The sequence below is a fragment of the Treponema sp. R6D11 genome (assembly GCF_054786075.1).
The window spans coordinates 1-19,302 of sequence record NZ_BDHD01000013.1 but is presented as its reverse complement, the minus strand read 5'-3'; the positions used below and the strand labels follow the sequence as shown (position 1 = coordinate 19,302).

The 19,302-nt window shown below is 43.4% G+C and carries 22 protein-coding genes; 13 read left to right on the top strand and 9 right to left on the bottom strand.

Annotated features, from left to right (window positions below; translation table 11 throughout):
- Positions 1-13 precede the first annotated feature (13 nt).
- The 10 genes from ACYVTD_RS02765 (at position 14) to ACYVTD_RS02720 (ending at position 7,707) form a co-directional block, all read left to right on the top strand.
- A complete protein-coding gene (locus ACYVTD_RS02765) occupies positions 14-289 on the top strand; it encodes a hypothetical protein (RefSeq protein WP_461246252.1) in 276 nt (91 codons plus the stop codon).
- Positions 290-1,570, top strand: coding sequence for a diaminopimelate decarboxylase (lysA, locus tag ACYVTD_RS02760; protein WP_461246251.1), 1,281 nt, complete (start codon positions 290-292; stop codon positions 1,568-1,570). It abuts the gene before it with no gap.
- Positions 1,571-1,678: 108 nt separating this feature from the next.
- Positions 1,679-3,340, top strand: coding sequence for a formate--tetrahydrofolate ligase (locus tag ACYVTD_RS02755; RefSeq protein WP_461246250.1), 1,662 nt, complete (start codon positions 1,679-1,681; stop codon positions 3,338-3,340).
- 8 nt (positions 3,341-3,348) lie between these two features.
- A complete protein-coding gene (locus ACYVTD_RS02750; RefSeq protein ID WP_461246249.1) occupies positions 3,349-4,020 on the top strand; it encodes a site-2 protease family protein in 672 nt (223 codons plus the stop codon).
- The gene (locus tag ACYVTD_RS02745) at positions 4,017-4,703 is read left to right on the top strand and encodes a segregation and condensation protein A (RefSeq protein ID WP_461246248.1); all 687 of its coding nucleotides are present in this window, start codon (positions 4,017-4,019) and stop codon (positions 4,701-4,703) included. The genes ACYVTD_RS02750 and ACYVTD_RS02745 overlap by 4 nt, the downstream gene beginning before the upstream one ends.
- On the top strand, positions 4,696-5,217 hold the full coding sequence (gene scpB / locus ACYVTD_RS02740; RefSeq protein WP_461246247.1) for an SMC-Scp complex subunit ScpB: 522 nt from the start codon (positions 4,696-4,698) through the stop codon (positions 5,215-5,217). The genes ACYVTD_RS02745 and scpB overlap by 8 nt, the downstream gene beginning before the upstream one ends.
- The gene (locus ACYVTD_RS02735) at positions 5,214-5,759 is read left to right on the top strand and encodes a DUF2953 domain-containing protein (protein ID WP_461246246.1); all 546 of its coding nucleotides are present in this window, start codon (positions 5,214-5,216) and stop codon (positions 5,757-5,759) included. The genes scpB and ACYVTD_RS02735 overlap by 4 nt, the downstream gene beginning before the upstream one ends.
- Before the next feature lie 13 nt (positions 5,760-5,772).
- Entirely contained in the window at positions 5,773-6,246 is a 474-nt protein-coding gene (locus tag ACYVTD_RS02730; RefSeq protein WP_461246245.1) for a spore germination protein GerW family protein, read from the top strand.
- Positions 6,243-7,034, top strand: a complete 792-nt coding sequence (aroF, locus tag ACYVTD_RS02725) for a 3-deoxy-7-phosphoheptulonate synthase (protein WP_461246244.1) — start codon at positions 6,243-6,245, stop codon at positions 7,032-7,034. The genes ACYVTD_RS02730 and aroF overlap by 4 nt, the downstream gene beginning before the upstream one ends.
- 76 nt (positions 7,035-7,110) lie before the next feature.
- Positions 7,111-7,707, top strand: a complete 597-nt coding sequence (locus ACYVTD_RS02720) for a hypothetical protein (RefSeq protein ID WP_461246243.1) — start codon at positions 7,111-7,113, stop codon at positions 7,705-7,707.
- A 42-nt stretch (positions 7,708-7,749) separates the two neighbouring features.
- Here ACYVTD_RS02720 and ACYVTD_RS02715 read toward each other — a convergent pair whose 3' ends face one another.
- From ACYVTD_RS02715 to ACYVTD_RS02680, 8 genes are all read right to left on the bottom strand, one after another.
- Positions 7,750-8,265 carry a GNAT family N-acetyltransferase gene (locus tag ACYVTD_RS02715; RefSeq protein ID WP_461246242.1) on the bottom strand — a complete coding sequence of 172 codons (516 nt, stop codon included), beginning with the start codon at positions 8,263-8,265 and terminating at the stop codon, positions 7,750-7,752.
- A 33-nt stretch (positions 8,266-8,298) separates the two neighbouring features.
- Positions 8,299-9,087 (bottom strand): sporulation initiation factor Spo0A C-terminal domain-containing protein, encoded by a 789-nt coding sequence (locus tag ACYVTD_RS02710; protein WP_461246241.1) that lies wholly within the window; start codon positions 9,085-9,087, stop codon positions 8,299-8,301.
- Positions 9,048-9,941: an aspartate carbamoyltransferase gene (pyrB, locus tag ACYVTD_RS02705; protein WP_461246240.1), complete on the bottom strand. Its 894-nt coding sequence runs from the start codon at positions 9,939-9,941 to the stop codon at positions 9,048-9,050. The genes ACYVTD_RS02710 and pyrB overlap by 40 nt, the downstream gene beginning before the upstream one ends.
- An 86-nt stretch (positions 9,942-10,027) precedes the next feature.
- A complete protein-coding gene (gene ispF, locus ACYVTD_RS02700; RefSeq protein WP_461246239.1) occupies positions 10,028-10,489 on the bottom strand; it encodes a 2-C-methyl-D-erythritol 2,4-cyclodiphosphate synthase in 462 nt (153 codons plus the stop codon).
- The gene (ispD, locus tag ACYVTD_RS02695) at positions 10,479-11,159 is read right to left on the bottom strand and encodes a 2-C-methyl-D-erythritol 4-phosphate cytidylyltransferase (protein WP_461246238.1); all 681 of its coding nucleotides are present in this window, start codon (positions 11,157-11,159) and stop codon (positions 10,479-10,481) included. The genes ispF and ispD overlap by 11 nt, the downstream gene beginning before the upstream one ends.
- Entirely contained in the window at positions 11,146-11,718 is a 573-nt protein-coding gene (locus ACYVTD_RS02690; protein WP_461246237.1) for a CarD family transcriptional regulator, read from the bottom strand. Before ACYVTD_RS02690 ends, ispD begins: the two co-directional genes overlap by 14 nt.
- Positions 11,719-11,906: 188 nt before the next feature.
- Positions 11,907-13,148, bottom strand: coding sequence for a nucleotidyltransferase family protein (locus ACYVTD_RS02685; protein ID WP_461246236.1), 1,242 nt, complete (start codon positions 13,146-13,148; stop codon positions 11,907-11,909).
- Entirely contained in the window at positions 13,135-13,788 is a 654-nt protein-coding gene (locus ACYVTD_RS02680; protein ID WP_461246235.1) for an HD domain-containing protein, read from the bottom strand. The genes ACYVTD_RS02685 and ACYVTD_RS02680 overlap by 14 nt, the downstream gene beginning before the upstream one ends.
- A gap of 124 nt (positions 13,789-13,912) precedes the next feature.
- Here ACYVTD_RS02680 and ACYVTD_RS02675 point away from each other — a divergent pair, with 124 nt between their 5' ends.
- Positions 13,913-15,328 carry a nicotinate phosphoribosyltransferase gene (locus ACYVTD_RS02675; protein WP_461246234.1) on the top strand — a complete coding sequence of 472 codons (1,416 nt, stop codon included), beginning with the start codon at positions 13,913-13,915 and terminating at the stop codon, positions 15,326-15,328.
- Positions 15,329-15,382: 54 nt separating this feature from the next.
- Here the strand turns inward: ACYVTD_RS02675 and ACYVTD_RS02670 are convergent, their stop codons facing one another.
- A complete protein-coding gene (locus tag ACYVTD_RS02670) occupies positions 15,383-16,630 on the bottom strand; it encodes a hypothetical protein (protein ID WP_461246233.1) in 1,248 nt (415 codons plus the stop codon).
- Between the two features lie 146 nt (positions 16,631-16,776).
- On the opposite strand from ACYVTD_RS02670, the gene gltX reads away from it, so the two are divergent.
- On the top strand, positions 16,777-18,216 hold the full coding sequence (gene gltX / locus ACYVTD_RS02665; protein WP_461246232.1) for a glutamate--tRNA ligase: 1,440 nt from the start codon (positions 16,777-16,779) through the stop codon (positions 18,214-18,216).
- A gap of 56 nt (positions 18,217-18,272) precedes the next feature.
- A partial coding sequence (locus ACYVTD_RS02660) for an LTA synthase family protein (RefSeq protein WP_461246231.1) occupies positions 18,273-19,302 on the top strand: 1,030 nt, incomplete at its 3' end.

The window sequence follows — 19,302 nt, the reverse complement described above, 5'->3', positions numbered from 1 at the left end:
GAGAACCGATAACATGAAGAAACTTACATACAAGGGAAAACCTCTGCAACGCAAAGAAAACCTGATATACTACGGCGCAGAAGAAGCAGATTACATCATTATGCTTTCGGTTGAGGACACTACCAAAGAGGGCGATCTTGAAATCGCAGGCAGGGTTACAGTAACTCTCCAAACAAACGAAGCTCCCGGCAGAGAAAAGGTGATCAAAAAAGCCGAAAGAGACGGGCTATATGCCGCTCTCGATTTAGGCGGCTTCTGGCTTGAAGACGCATTATCTGGGGGAGAATAAATGGTTTCAATCGCAGGCAATACGCTAAAAATCGAAGACGTCAGCGTTCTTGATTTAGTCGAAAAATATGGCTCTCCTGCCTATTTCATCAGCAAACGCAAAGTAATTCAGAACTTAATGGACTATAAAAACGCGCTAGGAGAATATTACCCTGCGCCTGCGCTTGTTTTGTATGCGAGCAAGGCGTTATCTGCAAAATTCATGTACGACCTCTGCCACGATGCCGGCGCGGGAGCAGATTTTGTTTCCGGCGGAGAGATTTACACAGCCTCTGCCGCAGGGTTTGACATGAGCAAAACATACTTCCATGGCGTTAATAAATCTCCTGACGAGATAAAGCTTGCTATCGAGAAAAAAGTCGGCGTTTTTGTTATCGACGGGTTCGATGATGCAAAAAACATCAACAAAGTCGCAGGTTCGATAGGTGCAACGGTTAATGCCATTATTAGAATCAAGCCAAGCGTAGATACGCATACTCACGCGTTCGTCCAAACCGGCAGGCTGGATTCGCAATTTGGGTTTTCGCTTGAAGCAGGCGAGGCTGAAGAATTTATCTCGAGCTTAGACGAATATCCAAACATCAACTTAATCGGGCTACATTGCCACATCGGCTCACAAATTCTAGACCCTGCCCCATTCCTAACAACCGCTAACAAAATCGTAGATTTCGCAGGGCTAATAGACAAAAAGTACGGATTCGAAACCAAAGAGCTAAACCTCGGCGGCGGGCTTGGCGTGCGATATACAGACGCAGATTTCGTCCCTAGTAAGGCGGATTATATTGAGGCTTTAGCGACAGAAGTCGTTAACGCTTGCGAGAAAAATGGCATACCTCTGCCAAAACTTTTAATCGAGCCCGGCAGAAGCACAGTCGCAGATGCGGGTGCAACGGTTTATACCATCGGCAATATAAAAAACATCGAAGGCGTGCGAAAATATGTCACAATCGATGGCGGTATGGCGGATAACCCAAGATATGCGTTATACGAAAGCCTATACTCTGCCCTCCGCGTTGAAAACCCCAACGACGACGCTAGAGAGACCATCACGGTTGCAGGGCGCGCTTGCGAATCGGGCGATATCATATTAAAAGACGCTGAAATCGCACCACTAAAATCCGGAGATCATCTGCTCGTCCTCGGCACGGGCGCATACAACTATTCCATGGCAAGCAATTACAATCGCATACCTCGCCTGCCGGTCGTCCTCATCGACGGAGATAAAAGCGAAGTCGTCGTCAAGCGCGAAACATACGAAGACATAATAAAATTAGACATATAGTCAAAAGAGCTTTTAAAGCTCTTTTTTGTTGCTTATTTCCTTGACAAAACCTACCTCGTTTGATATACTTTAGCTAGGAAAAATTAGCTATTTTATAAGGAGATATGTATGCTTACAGACATTGAAATCGCTCAAGCAAATCAAATGGAGCCGATTGTGAAAATAGCCGAAAAATGCGGAATCGACCCAGATGATTTAGAGCTTTATGGCAAATACAAAGCGAAAATCTCTGAAGATATATTCAAAAAAACCAAGAAAAACAAAGACGGCAAGCTAGTTTTAGTAACCGCCATCAACCCAACGCCAGCAGGCGAGGGCAAAACGACAATCTCGATCGGGCTCGCGCAAAGCTTGAACAGGTTAGACAAAAACACTTTCCTCGCGCTAAGAGAGCCAAGCCTTGGTCCTTGCATGGGCGTTAAAGGCGGCGCAACAGGCGGCGGATATTCGCAAGTTGTCCCAATGGAAGAAATTAACCTGCATTTCACAGGAGACATCCACGCGATGACAACCGCGCACAACCTCCTCTCCGCCATGATTGATAACCACATTTTCCAAGGCAACGACTTAAAAATAGACACAAAACGCATCCTATGGAAACGCGTTTTAGATATGAACGACCGCGCGCTGCGCGAAGTCAAAGTCGCACTCGGCACAAAAGGGGAAACTCCTCGCGATGACGGGTTCATGATAACCGTTGCCAGCGAGATCATGGCTATTGTCTGCCTTGCTGAAGATTTGGAAGACTTGAAAAAGAAAATAGGCAACATTTTGGTCGCGTTTTCAACTGACAACAAGCCGATTTATTGCAGAGATATAAAAGCCGAGGGCGCGATGACGGCGTTATTAAAAGACGCTATCAATCCGAACCTCGTGCAAACGCTCGAAAAAACTCCTGCCATTATTCACGGCGGGCCGTTTGCCAATATCGCACATGGATGCAACTCAATTAGGGCGACAAAAATCGCTTTAAAACTCGGCGACATTGTCGTAACCGAGGCAGGCTTCGGCGCAGATTTGGGCGCAGAGAAATTTCTTGATGTTAAATGCCGCAAAGCCGGGCTAAAACCTGACGCTGTCGTGCTTGTTGCTACTATCCGCGCACTTAAATATAACGGCGGCGTGCCACGCGAAGAGCTTGCAAAAGAAAATTTAGATGCGCTTAAAAAAGGCTTCTGCAACCTTGAGAAACACATTGAAAACATGAGGAAATTTGGAGTGCCATTGGTTGTCACATTAAACTCGTTCTATGCAGACACAAAAGCCGAAGAGGAATATGTTCGTGCAGAATGCAGCAAACTAGGTGTAGAGTTCGCGCCTGCCAAAATCTTTGCAGAGGGCGGCGCAGGCGGAATCGAGCTAGCGCAGAAGGTTCTCTCTGCTATTGAAAAACCCAACAAATTCAACTTATTATATGCAGATAATTATTCCATCAAAGAAAAAATCGAGCGCATCGCATGCGGGATATACGGCGCAGACGGCGTCGAGTTCGCTCCTCTTGCAGAAGAAAAAATCAAACTGGCTGAAAGCTTAGGTTGCGAAAAATTTCCTGTTGTCATCGCAAAAACTCCTGTTTCACTATCGGATGACCCGACCAAACTAGGACGTCCAACAGGGTTCACGGTTAATGTCCGCGATGTAAATATATCAAACGGCGCAGGGTTCATAGTCGCGCTGGCTGGGTCTGTAATGACGATGCCGGGGCTGCCGAAAAAACCTGCAGCAGAGGCGATAGACGTCGTAAACGATAAAATCACAGGGCTGTTTTAGGAGAATAAATGCTATTTTTAATGATGCTTGGAGATATGGATTGGGTGACTGGCGCGCTTTGGCTAGTTGTTCTTTTGCTTTCTATCACCATGCACGAAGTCGCGCACGGGCTAGTTGCCCTTTGGTGCGGCGATGACACCGCTAAACTATCCGGCAGACTAACTCTAGACCCTCGAGCGCATCTTTCTTGGCATGGGCTAATCGCCCTTTTGCTCCTTCCTATCGGCTGGGCGATACCTGTTCCCGTCAATTCGTCTAAATTCAAAAAATTCAAGCTCGGACTATTTTTAGTTTCCATCGCTGGCATCGCGACAAATCTTTTGCTATCTCTTTTATCATGCCTAGGGCTAGCTGCAATCGCAAGATTTACTGGCGTGTGGTCTTTCGAAGAACTATCCGTCTGGGCGCGTGCCGGATCCGAAATCTTGGCGTCCCTTGCTATCATTAACCTCGGGCTGGCTTTATTCAATTTGATACCGTTCCCACCGCTAGACGGTTCGAAATTATTATATCTCCTCTTCCCAAAAAAAGCGTTCGAGTTCTTTTCGAAAATAGAAAGATACGGCATGTTGCCGCTTTTCCTGTTAGTCTTTTTATTCCAAGATCAATTTTCATGGCTGATTAACACCGTTTTTGGAGGTTTTATAGGTTTTGCAAGCTTGGTGGTGGGTGCGTTTTGAACATTAACATCGAAAACTTTTCAGGGCCGCTCGAGCTGCTTTTATCCTTCGTCCGCAAAAACAAGCTAGACATCATAAACATCAAAATCTTAGATATATGCAAGCAATACAGCGAATTCATAGCCGACGCGAAAGAGGACAAGCAAGAAATCGCAAGCGAATTTATCGTGATGCTATCTCATCTTTTATACATAAAATCAAAATACTTGTTGCCTCAAGAAAAAGACAAACAAGAGGCAGATGAGCTAACGACCGAGCTTGAAAAAGCGTTAATCGAATATGATCTGCTACAAAAGCTCGCCGAAGCGCTTGATGTTAAAAGAAATTATGTCAGCTTCGTAACGCATCCGCAAGAAATCACACCAGAGATTATCGACAATTCCTTAAGCGAGCTAAACCTCGCTGAGCTACACGGGTTATACCGTCAAATCATCGCAGAGCTTGAGGCGGAAGAGCCGGCGAACGAGAAAATCCGCAAGATAACCGAGCCGAAGAGAACATCGATCGCCGAAGTTTTCTCGGAGATAAAATATATCCTGCAAGTTAAAACCAAATTGCATTTCGCAAGTTTTATAAAATCTAAAAAGACAAACGAGCAAAAAGTCGCCGCATTTCTCGCGATCCTCGAGGCGATACGCAACAAAAACATATGGCTGAAAGGGGAATACTTAGCTTATGAATGAAAATTTTAACAAGGTCCTATCTCTATTGTTCGCCAAAGGCGAGCCTGTTTATTATAGCGAAATCTCTGAGATTTTGGATTTGCCGGAAGAGGGCGTTAAAAACCTTGTGCATCTTTTGAAAAACAACCTTGAAAATCTTCCGTTTGATGTATATATTTTCAAAGACCGCGCGCAGCTCATCCTAAAAGAGAGGTTTTCAAAAATTGCCGAGAAATTAACCGAGCCGAAAACCATCAAACCGTTTTCTAAATCCGTGCAGGAGACTTTGGCTATCATTGCATACAAACAACCGATAACAAAGCAGGTTATAAACAAAATCCGTGGCATAGACAGCTCGCACAGCGTCGCAAAACTGCTTGAATACGAACTAATCGAGGTCGCAGGCAAGCTAGACGCGCCAAGATCGCCGAATTTATACAGGACGACGGACGAATTCTTAAGGGTCTATGGTCTTACATCGATCGAAGACCTGCCAAAAGAGGACGAGCCTATCGCTGAAGAGGTGGCAGTATGATTTGGGCGCTCGGCGGAGTTGGCATTTTCATCCTAATTTTGATATTTATATATTACATCGCCGATTTTCAAACAAACGCGATATACTATGGCGATACTGCGAAGATTATCGTTTATATTTATAACAAAAAAATCTTCTCAAAAGAGTTCCCGATAGCCAAAAAAGTCGAAGAAAACAAAGAAAGCATACTTAACAAAATCAAAACTATCAAAAATTTCTTTGAAGACAATCATGAAAACATTCAAATCCTCTCGCGCCTAGCAGGCAGGACGATCAAAGTCAAAACATATGGCATCATGATCGATATTGGCGTTGGATCAAGCGTTTTCACAGGGCTTGCAACCGGCGGAATACACGCAATCTTATCCATTATTAATCACATTGTTGACAGATATATCGATGTCGAAGAGGCACCGACCATCCGCGTCACGCCTTATAACACAGAGAAGAAACTTGACATATGCGCGAACATTATTGTAAAATGTAAAGTGAACAAACTTGTGAAACTCATGCGTAGCGGCAGCGCGTTATTTGCCGAATAAATAGGAGATCAAAATGGCTAGAGACAAAGGCGCACCAACCGACAGACACGATAACCCAATAACCGAGAGTATGTTCTCGTCGCTCACGGACGCCCTCGCAGGTATCAAAACAATTGCCGATGTTAACACCATCGTTGGGCAAGCTGTCGAAACAAAGGACGGCACGGTCATCATCCCTATATCTAAACTCTCTGTCGGGTTTGCATTTGGCGGCGTAAACGGCAAAAACGAAAACCCCATGGCAGGCTCGCTCGGCGGCGGTGGCGGAATTTGCCTAGACCCTGTCGCATTTTTAGTTGTCTCTAACGGCGAGTCTCGCCTGTTATATATGAAAAGCCAAAACAACGCAGAGGTTAACATTTCTTCTGCGCTGCCTAATATAGTTGAAATGATTTTAGACAAATTCGGCAAGCCAAAAAGCGACGCTAACAAAACTAGCTTGCAGGATGAAATTCTAAAAGAGCTAGAGGCAACCGAAGGTCAATGAGCGAAAATCCCTACAAACGTTCCAGCAGGGAAGCAAAAAAAGAAGACACAATTATAAAAATCGGCGATAAAAGCCTCGGCGGAGGGTTCGCCGTAATCGCTGGACCATGCGCTATTGAAACTGAAGAGCAAATAGTCGAAACCGCAAAGGCAGTGAAAGCATCTGGGGTGGATTTTTTGCGTGGCGGCGCATTCAAACCGAGAAAATCCCCATACACATTCCAAGGGCTGGAGCTTGCTGGGTTAGAGATGCTGAAAGTCGCTAAAGTGGAAACCGGCTTGCCGATCGTCAGCGAGATTACATCTACAAAATTTTTGGATTACTTCGAAAGAGATATTGACATCATCCAAGTCGGCGAAAAAAACATGCAAAACTTCGAGCTATTAAAAGCCCTCGGCGAAACACGAAAGCCGATAATCCTCAAACGTGGCAAGGCATGCAAAATCGATGAATGGCTTCTCTCTGCCGAATATATCATGGACGCAGGCAATGAAAATGTTATCCTTTGCGAGCGCGGAATCCGCACATTCGAGACGGCATATCGAAACACGCTCGACCTGACCGGCATACCAATTATCAAAAAACTTTCGCACCTGCCCGTAATTGTCGACCCATCGCACGCGTGCGGCTCTAGTGAATTTGTGCCCGCGCTGACCAAAGCCGCAAAGAGCGTCGGCGCAGATGGAGTTATGATAGAAGTTCATTGCAACCCAAGCGAAGCTCTTTGCGACGGCGAACAATCGCTAACCCCCGCCGAATTCGACGAACTTATGAGAGAAATAAAATAATTTCTTCCATATATTGACATATTGCGCGTTTTATGATATAATATATGAATAAGAAATTCACATAGGGGAGATATAAATGTTACAGAACCAAAAGACAACGAAGATGTATTTGCTACAACAAAAAGGAAACGAATCTTTCGCGATCAACGAAGGCTTTCTAGAAAGAACAGACCCAAGGCAAGACTATTCTGTCCGCGAGGCGTTATCGCTTAGACCAATCAGAGTTTGCGATTCTGTCTATGCATCGCAGATAATACAAAACGGCGAGGAAGATTTATCGGTAATCAAGCTAACTATGCCAAAGGCGGTTGAAGAATTGTTAGCGGCACATGCAAAGCGCGAGCAACAACGCGGGCGAGCGATCACCGATGAAATTTCTGTTCCTGCTGGAAGCATATGCTATAATTTATCAAACATTGTGGAACAAAAAGTAATCGACGATTGTTGCTTAAAGGCAGAACCGACAGGCGAAACTCCAGCTGACGTTTTCAGCTCGATAGCAAAAGACTCTAGCCCGTCGCCTGATATGCCATATACACCGAAAAACATGGAAAGATTTCTAGGAGCAATAAACGAACTAGCAGACGATGCAGACATTCCAATGCTTAAAGGTTATAACATCGTAATCTGCCAACCACCAGAAAACCCTACACCATTTCAAATAAGAAAATAAACAAAAAGCACCTATCCGGTGCTTTTTTAATGCTAATTTCCTCTAAATCTTCCTGACCGCCCGTATATCAACCAGCTCTTTTTCCATTTTCACTCGTATATAACCGTATTTCTTGTCCGTCCCTATAACATGATACCCATTGTTATAATAAAACCTTACTGTTCTCGATGCGCGCGACGCGGTGTCTAACAATATTCTTTCGCACCCATGGAGCATCATCTGCCCCTCAAAAAATTTCAGCATTTTTCCGCCAATTCCTGTGCTAACGAAATCCGGATGCACGCCAAATCGGCTCAAATACGCTGATCGCCCTTCCTCGATTGGCTCCAATCTCGCCGTAGCAATAATCCTGCCGTCATATATGCCCACATAGCATATCTTGTTTTCTATATCCGCCTTTATCTCGTCGACTGTTTCGCATATCGCGCCAACGCTGTTAAAAGGTAGCCCTGCATCCATCGCGTAACTTTGAAACGCATGCAATAAAACATCGCGTATCTGTGGGGCTGCGTTTTCTGCCTCACGTCTTTTAACAACTTTGAAATTTACATCATACATAGCTCTTTCCTTTTATTGCTATTCTTCCCCCAGTTAGTGCTTTAATTTTTCAACATAATAATTTATGAACTCGCTAGTCGTCGGCACGCCACGCGATGGATCAATCAATGCTGTATATTCCTTAACAAGCACGTCCCACGGCGTCTGCATGAAGGCTTCCGCAATCGCGTTTCGGCAAGATTTCTCGATGTTATACCAAACCTTACCGTATTTTTCCCCTATCACAGGAAATATATCTTTCGAGAACACGATTTTTTTCTTTTTCGATCGAAGTTTTAACAAAATCGCTTCTGCCAAATGATTTTTCCCGGCGATGTTCCTATGAATCGTATATTTATCTAATAGTTTTTTAATATATATTTCCGCTGTCTCATCGCTGGTGTCTATTATATTCCTTTTCATTATCTCCAGAAAATCGAAAACTTGCGAATAGGAAAAATCTCGAACCGTTTTTAGAAATACAAAATCCGTCAAACTATCGTGCAGCATCCTCAAGGTGTGTTGCGAAGCTATCTGCGTTATCGCCACGATATACGGATTATAATTGCGCTCCTGACGCACTCGCGATATCAGCTCGATACCGTTCCCCTCGCTAAGCTGCAGGTCCACAAGCAAGACTGAAGGTTTCTTCTGGTATATAATCTTTTCGGCAACTCGCGCGCTATCGGAGATTCCAGAAACAATAAATCCTTCTCTTTTTTTCGCATGCTTTTGAAATTGATCGATACAAATTTGCTCGTCCTCAACCAAAAATACGCTGAGTTTATTGTTTTTTGTCAGTTTCATTTTAGCGACTGATATAAAAGCGCCATTCGCGCCCATACTCCATTGTGCGCCTGTTTGAAATATAGCGCGCGCGGGTCATCGTCCACGTCCGTGCTAATCTCGTCAACTCTCGGCAGCGGATGCATAACAATCGCTCCAGCACCGAATTTATCTAACACTTTTTTATTTATCACATACGGATTCTCATGCACTTCGTCCGCTCTCTCTTTTTGAACACGAGTCGAATAAAAACAGTCAATGTCATACGGCACATCATCAAACGATTCGCATTTTACGTATTTATGCCCAGCCGCTTCGAATGCATCTATGTATTCTTTTTGAAGTGCTAATTTTTCAGGAGATAGCCCGTAGACCGTGATGTTATCGTAATTAGCAATCAGCTCTAGAAGCGAGTGGATCGTTCTTCCATAGTACAAATCGCCGATGATGCAAATTTTTAGGTTATCAAGGCTTGGTTTTTCTAAATATAGTGTATATAAATCTAATAAACTTTGCGTTGGATGCTCTTTTTTGCCGGCGCCAGCGTTAATAATCGGCACGGTCGCACACTCTGCAGCCTCTATTGGCCAGTTGTCGTCGTAGTGCCTGATGATAATCGCATCGGCATATCCTTGAACAACACGTATTGTGTCCGCCAAGCTCTCGCCCTTTGTTGCAGAGGAAAAATATTTGGCGTTTTCAGTGGAAATTACTTTGTCGCCGAGCTTACATACTGCCGATTCGAAAGACAATCTCGTCCTCGTGCTTGGCTCGTAAAATAATGTCGAAACCACCTTGCCATCAAGTGTTTTAGAGTATTTTTGCGTGTTTAATCTAATGTCGTCCATCAGGCTCCAAAGCTCTTCTAGCCGCGCCCTATCAAACTGACTGCAACTGTACACACTCTTCATTTACATCCTCCAAAATTTCTTAATATTCTATCAAAAAAAACATTAAAAGTCAATGTTTTTGTGTTGTTTTTTCGCCTTTAACAATCCTATTCCAATATACAAACCGCCTCGGCGGCAATCCCCTCTTCGCGCCCTACAAACCCTAAGCCTTCAGTCGTCGTCGCTTTTATATTTACTTTATTCTCTCCAATAACTTTCTCTAGTGCCTTTATCATGCTCGGGATATACGGCGCAAGTTTCGGCTTCTCTGCCAAAATCGTGCAGTCTATGTTTGTGATTTTATAGGGCTTGATAATATCGACCACTGCCTCAAGCAATCCTATGCTAGACGCTCCTTTATGTTTCTCCTCAGTGTCTGGGAAATAGTCCCCAATTGATTTTTTGCCTGCCGCGCCAAGAAGCGCGTCCTTGATTGCGTGCGTCAAAACATCGGCGTCACTATGCCCCAAAAGCCCCATGGAATGCGGTATTAAAACACCGCCAAGGATCAAATCCCTGCCGGCTACTAGTTTATGTACGTCCGCGCCATGCCCGATTCTAATACTCATCGCGCGCCAGCAAAACCGCCTTTGCAAAATCCAAATCGCTCGGGGTTGTTACTTTTATGTTATCTGTTCTGCCAATTATCAGTTGCACTTGCTCGCCCGATTTCGCAACCAGCCCTGCGTCGTCCGTGAACGATGTGCCAAATTTATCGTACGCTTGCTTTAAACTCTCTGTTTTGAAAATCTGCGGCGTTTGCGCTTCGAAAAGCTCATCGCGATTTAACGTTTCATCAAGCATGTCGCTGGACGTTTTGTGTATCGTGCCGGCAATTTTGCTCACAACGCAAATATTATTATCCGCACTCGCCTCTATCGCGCTCATCATCGTTTGGTAGTTAACGCAAGGTCTCGCGGCATCGTGTAATAAGACTTTTTCGGTGTCAACATATTTTAGCGCGTTCAAAATCGATTCCCCGCGCTCATCTCCACCAGGGATGATCTTAATCGGTTTATCAAAGCTATATCCTTTTAGAATGTCATACATCGGGATTATATCCTCTTCGCGAGCGGATATAATAACGCCTGCAATCTCTTCGATTTTCTCGAATATTTTTATAGAATGTATAATTAAAGGCTCCCCTAATAGTGTATCCAACGCTTTCCCTTCACCGCCAGATAATCTCTCACCACTGCCAGCAGCAGCGAGGACAGCTGTAATGTTAGGCTTCGACATATGCGTTTTCGTTTACGCTTGCCTCGCGCTCTACGCTTGCGTTCGAGAACAAGCCGATTTCTTTATCCACAATGCTTTGAAATGCATTTTCTATTTCTTCTGTTGAAGTTCTTGTTGCCAAAACTAACTCGCTGAACAAGATTTGTTTAGCAGACTGAAGCATTTTCTTCTCGCCCATAGAAAGACCTTTTGCAAGCTCTTTTAGCATTAGAGTTTTAACAACGTATGTTGTGTCTAATATGTCGCCTGAACGGATTTTCTCCATATTCTCGCGATACCTTTTGTTCCAATTAGAGGTGTCATCCGCGCGATAGCTACGGAACGCTTCCATAACCTCGCGAGCCCTAGTTTCTTCGATTACATCGCGCACGCCAACAGTCTCTGCATTGTCCACAGGCACCATAACGCAAACATCGCTCGATGTTTGGCTTTTGTTGATTGAGTTCATTTTCATTATATAATAATGTTTTTGCTCACCCAAAAACTCTTTTACTTGGATTTCTTCAACCACGCCAGCTCCGTGCATAGGATGAACGAAAGAATCTCCAACTTTATACATTAATTGCCTCCAATGGAAAATATTGCCAACTTGCGTCAATATATATATTATACCACAAATTTAACAAAAAGTAAAGCTATTTTTAACAAAAAATTAACATTTCGAGCGAAAAACGCTGTTTTTTATTCAAATTAGTCTGCCGCACAAAAAAATCGCCCTAAAGCGACAAATATGTATATAAAAATCGACTACATGCTCTTTGGAATTTTTGGTATGTTTAGCTTCGGCGTTTCGTGCGCTATTTTCCCGTCTTTCATCGGCATTTTCGCCATAATCTCCCGCACGGATTTTCTCTCGAGTTCGATCTTAGGCAAAACAACAGGACCAGTTGCTTTCTCTGCAACAAAAGCCGGCGCAGCAGGAGCGGCAACATCTTTTTCAAGCGATTGCTCTTGCACAGGGTTCACGTCGCCTATTTTCTTTTGAACATGCGCAAATATTCCGGTCGCTCTATCGTACGGAAATTTCTTCTTTTTCAAAACTTCTTCAAGTTCGCTAAATGTTGTAAGAGCTATCTCGCAATTTGGGACTTCGCGGAAAAGTTCCATAAAAGTTTTATCTGCGTTTTTGGATTGTGGAAGAAATTTCGAAAGAGGTGTCGCTAACAGTTCTTCTCTCCCTTGCAAGAGCTGCTCTTTTGTTATCTCCCCATCTTTTAACCTTTGTTGCAAAACGTGCTCGCCCTGGCAGACTTGAAAACAAGAAGTGTTCATGTCGCTGTGGTTCCCTTGATGTTTGCCATCCTTAAACAAATAATCAACAAAATCAACGGACTGCTCTGGTTTTTTGCCCGGTTCATATGTAATGTCGTGTGTTGCCACTGCTGCTGTATCGCCCTCGTGAGTTCTATTTTGAATTTCGGTAGAAACTATTTCGCCACCAAAAGTTAATGTTCCATCAATATGATATGTAGAATACGCAGGCCGCCCAAGCCTGTCATCATATTTTGTCATGGTTGGCTCAGTTGCTCTATATCGTTCCGCTATTTGGTGTATCTCTTTTTCGTCTGTCGTCGTGTACCGCATGCCAAATAAATCCTTGACCTCGTATTCCGCCTTTTCGCCAGGTTTTTCTAACTGTTTTTCTCTCAGTTTTTCGCGATATTTCTTTATAGCCGACAAAGGCGATTTTATTCTATATTCAAATTTTATGAACGCGTCGTTCGCCTCGAGAAATCTTTTCTTAGCATATTCTCTAATTTCCCCTCCCGGTACGTCCATTTTTTCCAATCTTTCTATTTTTTGAATCATTAAAATTTCTTCTTCGCTAAGTTCAGGTTCTCCTTTTCGAGGGTATGTTTCAAGCTCTCCTTCTTCGTTTCTATCTGTAATTGTTTTCCTTGCAGGGTCAAACGTCCTGAATCTGGCCGGATTGTCTTTTGTTATAAATTCGTATGTCGGGCGCGTTTTTGTTGGACTATCTAGCTCCATCAGTACCACCGCCCGGCTTTGGAGACGTTAAGGAAAAAAGGCTTTTAATTTTTGTTACTTCGTTTTGAATCTCGCCATATAAATACGGGCATTTTTTTACAGGAAGAAAACAGCGCTCAGCCTCAACAACTTTCTTCTTGATTTTATCTAGGTTGCCGCAGTTTGGCAAGTCTCTCATGTTGGCTAATTTGTCCGCCATCTTAACCATAAACGCATATTTATGTACATCGTTTTCTATTATTCTTTTTATATAATCGTCATATTTCTCGCCTTTAGTTCGCGTCAAAAGCTTCACAACATCTGCAGTTTCCTCACCAAATTTGTCTTTAATTTCCTCGTATGTTGCGTTCGTATCTTCCAACGTGTCATGAAGCGCTCCAGCAACTAATATTTCTTCGAATCCGCTCCCGCTTTCTCCTAAAATACTCACTACGTCTTCTATATGTTTAAAGTAAGGGTTGCCATCGTCGCGAAGTTGCCCTGCGTGCTTTTCCTCTGCGAACCTCAAAGCCTCAATTACCTTTGGTGTTATATCGCTATGTACAGCCCATGCCCTTTCGGTATCAAAATCAGTGTGATCGATTTCCGCCGGCGCAACTGGCTTTTCTTTTATTTTTTTAAATAAGTCTTTAACGCTCATAATTCGCCTCCATACCTATATAATAATTATACCAAATTTTGCCGCTTTTTTCAATGGGTTTTCGCAGTTATATGTTAAAGTTACGTTAATTGACTATAACTCGTTTTTATGATATAATTCGTTCATGAACTCTTTATTTACAGACTGTTATGAACTAACTATGTCAAATTCCTTGTTCCTCGAAGGTAAGCAAAACGAACTGGCTGTTTTTGATTTGTTTTTCCGCCGCGTCCCTGAAGACGGCGGCTATGCTATTTTCGCAGGGCTTGAGGCTGTATGTGAATATATAAATGACCTAGAATTCACAAAACAGCAAATAGATTATATTAAAGCTAATTTTGATTTTTGCGATGACTATATTAACGCACTAAAGAATTTTAAGTTCTCTTGTTCGATAAAATCCGTTCCTGAGGGGACGCCGATCTTCCCGAACGAGCCAATCATGCGAGTTGAAGGGCCTGTCTGGCAAGCGATGCTAATCGAAGTCGCGCTGTTAAACACCGTCGGGCATCAAAGCTTAATTGCAACAAAAGCCGCTCGCGTCGTCCGCGCGGCAGAGGGCAGAGACGTTTTGGAATTCGGCGCAAGACGCTCCCAAGGCGAGGCGGGGGCCGTTTGGGGCGCAAGGGCGGCATATATCGGCGGAGCATCTGGCGTATCTGTCGTCGAGGCGGGCGCGAGGTTTAGCGTCCCCGTTAGCGGCACAATGGCGCACAGTTTTGTTCAAAGTTTCGGCGACGATTTTTCGGCGTTTTCGGCATACGCTAAAGCGTTCCCAAAGGCTAGCACATTTTTGTTAGACACGTATGACACATTAAAATCAGGGCTTCCTGCGGCTATCAAAGCGCAAAAAGAAGTTCTTGAACCTTTGGGCGAGAAGCTAAAAGCGGTTCGAATTGATAGCGGCGATTTGGGATATTTGGCGAAAAAAATTCGCGAAGAGCTAGATAAAAACGGCATGGAACATGTTAAAATTATCGCGTCCAACGCGCTCGACGAGAATAAAATCCGCGACCTAATCGCAGACCAAAAAGCACCGATAGATATCTTCGGCGTCGGCGAAAATCTTATTACATCAAGCCGTGAACCAATATTCTCCGGCGTATATAAGCTCGCAGAAATCGCTGGCAAACCATGCATGAAGTTCAGCGAAAATCCCGAGAAAATGACAACACCTGGAAGAAAAGAAGTATATAGAATGTTCGACGAAAACGGCAAAGCGATGGCGGATGTTGTCTGCCTAGAGGGCGAAGAAATTGCGTCTCCTTATTTGCTCTTTTCGCCAGAAGACCCGCTGAAAAACAAAACTGTTGAAAAATTTGTAGCTAAAAAACTGCTTCAAGACATATATATAAACGGCGTGCAAGTTTATGATTTGCCGGACGTTATGCTTGTTAGAGAGTATTGCGCGACCCAAAAAGAGACGATATGGGAAGAAGTTAAACGCTTTAACGCTCCGCATAGGTATTACGTCGATCTATCGCAAAAACTATACGACATGCGGGAGAAAATGCGAAAAGAACAAACAAAAAGAGCCTGAGGCTCCAAAAATGTGAAGTTTTTTGGCGAATCCGAATGATAGCAGAGATCCTAATTATAGGGTCTTTTTTATATTCACGCAATGCTCGCAAGGAATATGCGGCTCTCTCTTTGCATCTTCCAACATCTCTCTCAAGCTCAATCTTTCCGTCTTTTCTATTTTGTCTGCAGAAGGTTCGAGCAATTCTTCTATTTTATTTGCAGATTCTTCTCCAATAGATTCTCTCCAAATATCAACGTTGCATTTTCCGGTTCTCTTGTCTACAACTAAATCCTCCGGCAATGGCGGGTGTTTATGATACAAAACTGCGTTTTGATAAGCATGATGCACTTCGTGCCTAACTGTTTCCATGTTTTGCTTGAGGCTGTCGCTACTTTCCAAACGAGGCGCATCTATATATATTTTACACATCTCTCCGCGAGGAACAAACCCTCCGACGTTCTTGGTGCCAGCATAAAAAATTGTTTCCATTTCTTTTAATTTATAAGTCTTTGCTGTTTCTCTGGCATAACGTTGAACCAATCCCATTTTGTCCCTAACGTTCAAGTTGCTCCATGTTTTTTTGAGGAACATTAGCGAAGCCATTTTTAATAAAGGCGCATCAGGAATTGGAGTTCTTGGAACAATCATAATTGCAGGCGCGTTGGAGCGCAAATTCTTTTTACCAAAATCATAATCTTCGCAAAACCTCGATGCTCTAGACAAACAATCTATAATTTTGTCTGTTTCAAACCCTTTGCTGTTCGCAAACGGCAACTTGCTCGCCCATTCACGCAAATTCGGGTCGATAGACATAAGCTCCATTTTGTGATTGTCTAACTCTTTTATAGCATATGTTCTAGGAGAAAACTGGCATTGCGATTTGTTTTTTACGGCTAAATCCGTGCTCAGGTTCCCCAAAAGTTTTTCTGCTATGCTAAACATTCTGCTCACTTCAAAATCATTTGTCCCTAAAGATTTCGCAACAGTGTTTTCTATTATAAAGAATTTCTTGTCTCCCGTGCGAACAGGAAGCTCCAAAGTAAATTCTCCGTCGTTATCGAAAAACAGTTTGAAATTCATGCCTCCGTCATTTGATGACAACTCGACACTATCTTCTTTTCTCTGCATCATTATAGGCTTTATCTTCGTTTCGGTAAACTGTTTTTCGTCTACTATTAATCTTCCGCGCACAGGACAAGCGACACAACCCGGAAGCGTTTTTTCCAAGTCGCGCAGATATTCTTCAACAAGCATTTTTAATGTTTCCGCCTTTGCCTTAAAATATTCTTGTTTATGACTGGCTATTGTCTTGTATCCCATACTACTATTATAGCATATTTTGCGGATAATTTCATGGGTTTTGAGCTAAAAATTCATCAAAAAATACGTGTTTTACACAAGTTTAACATTTCGTCTTGCAAAAAAATAGAATTTGTGATATAATTTCGGCAGAAAAGAGGCTATTGATGAAAGAAGTTCGCACACGTTTCGCCCCGAGCCCGACCGGTTATATGCACATAGGCAACCTAAGAACCGCGCTATACGCATATTTAATCACTAAACAGGCTGGCGGGAAATTTATATTAAGAATCGAAGATACCGACCAAGAACGCCTCGTCGAGGGCGCGGTTGATATCATTTATAATACGCTAAAATCGGCTAACTTGCTGTGGGACGAGGGTCCAGACATCGGCGGCGACTATGGTCCGTACATTCAAAGCGAACGCAAGGGCTTATATTTAGAATACGCAAAAGAACTGGTTAAAAAAGGCGGAGCGTATTATTGTTTTTGCGACAAAGAGCGGCTAGATGAGGTTCGTGCGCTATGCGAAATCAACAAGCGCGCGCCGATGTATGACGGACTTTGCCGCGGGCTATCCGATGCCGAAGTTCAAGAAAAATTGGACGCAGGAACGCCATATGTCATCCGCCAAAAGATGCCTAAAACCGGAGAGACTGCGTTCGATGACGTGGTTTATGGAAAAGTTGTAACCCCTAACAACATCCTAGACGACAACGTTTTGATAAAAGCCGACGGGCTGCCAACATATAACTTCGCAAACGTGATAGACGACCATTTGATGGAAATTACGCACGTCGTACGCGGCAACGAATATCTATCATCAACGCCGAAATATAATTTGCTTTATGAATCGTTCGGTTGGGACAAGCCGATTTATGTCCATTGCCCGCCTGTGATGCGCACATCAACGCAAAAGTTATCAAAACGCGACGGCGCAGCGAGCTACCAAGATTTTATCGACAAAGGATATATTCCAGAGGCAATTTTGAATTACATCGCGCTTTTGGGCTGGTCTTCCGGCGAGGAACGCGAGAAATTTAGCCTGCCTGAATTAATAGAAAAATTCTCGTTCAAGGGCATATCAAAATCGCCAGCGATATTCGATGAAGTTAAGCTCGCATGGTTAAATGGCGAGTATTTCAAAGATATGCCGCTGCAAGATTTCGCAGATTTGGCAAAGCCATATATCGAGCAAGTAACAACCAATTTGGATTATGTTAAAATTGCCGAGGTGTTAAAAGTGCGCCTTGAAAGGCTTGCTGATATTCCTGAGCAAATCGATTTCCTAGCCGATATGCCTGATTATGAAATAGATTTATATAACCACAAAAAGATGAAGACCAACCCTGAGATGGCAAAGCCTGTCATCGAAAAATGCTATGAAGTATTAAAAAACGAGAACGATTATTCTTTCCAAAACCTGCACGACAAACTAATCGCGCTGGTTGAAGAGTTGGGCTTGAAAAATGGGCAAGTTCTTTTCCCGCTCCGCGTCGCTCTCTCTGGCAAATCATTCACTCCTGGTGGCGGCATAGAAATCGCATCGATTTTAGGCAAAGACGAAACCCTTCGCCGCCTCGAAATCGCACTACAAAAATTATAAGAGCCGTCCGGCTCTTTTTTCTTGACAAAAAAGGTTTAGTTATATATAATCACGCTATGAAATACGTGTTCATTCCAAAAATAGATTACGGCAAAAACGGCGGGCAGATGTCTCGCGGTCTATTTTGTCTTTTTGCTATCGGCATGGTGTTATACACTTGGCTTATCATGAACCTCGTCGCTCCTACAGGTGGCATTTTATGGGCGAAAACGCAGCTTTTGCAGCCGCATGTGTTCTTGCTGAACATAATTCCAATCGTCGCTTTGGTAGCAATTTTCTACGCGATTTTTAACAATCTTTTTTATGCCGGCGCAAGCGCGTTCCTGATTTTAAATGTTTTGTATATGATTAACCGTGTCAAAATTCAGCTCCGTTCAAGCCCGTTTGTGCCAAAAGATTTCCTCCTTGCAAAAGAGGGCGCAAATGTTATGCACGTCTCGGCGTTAAAGGGAAGTTGGTTGTGCATCGTCGTCATCCTCGGTTCTTTTTTGATCATGATGCTGCTGGGTACGATCCTAAAAAGCCCGAAGCTTGAAAAGAAAAACATGTTTTTTATCTCGCTAGGCTCGATTATTATTTTCTCTACGCTGATATTAACTGTTTATACCAATCGCACAATGTTTGAAAAAATAAATTATCGCGCAAGCAGATTCAACAACAGCGATGTTTCAAACAACGTCGGCTTCAATTATTTCTTCCTGCACATGCTCTCCAAACAATCTATCGACAAGCCTGAAGGGTATGACGAAGCGGTGACAAAAGCGTTTATAAAAGAACAAACAGAGGCAACCGTCGCAAAATCGCCCGAGGTTAAACCTAATATAGTTATCCTGCAAATCGAGGCGTTCTCAGACCTGCCAAATTGGAATAATTTCAATTATACTAGCGCAGATCACCCGCTTAAAAACTTCAACGCGATTTCAAAATCAAGCCAAGCCGTTCATGGATACACTTCGACCTTCCGTTTCGGCGGCGGTACGGCAGACACCGAGTTCGATGTTTTAACCGGTATGAAAACGGAAAATGTTAGCCATGACGATACATACGCGTTCTCGCTTTTAAACAGTTCCGCCCCGTCTCTTGCGC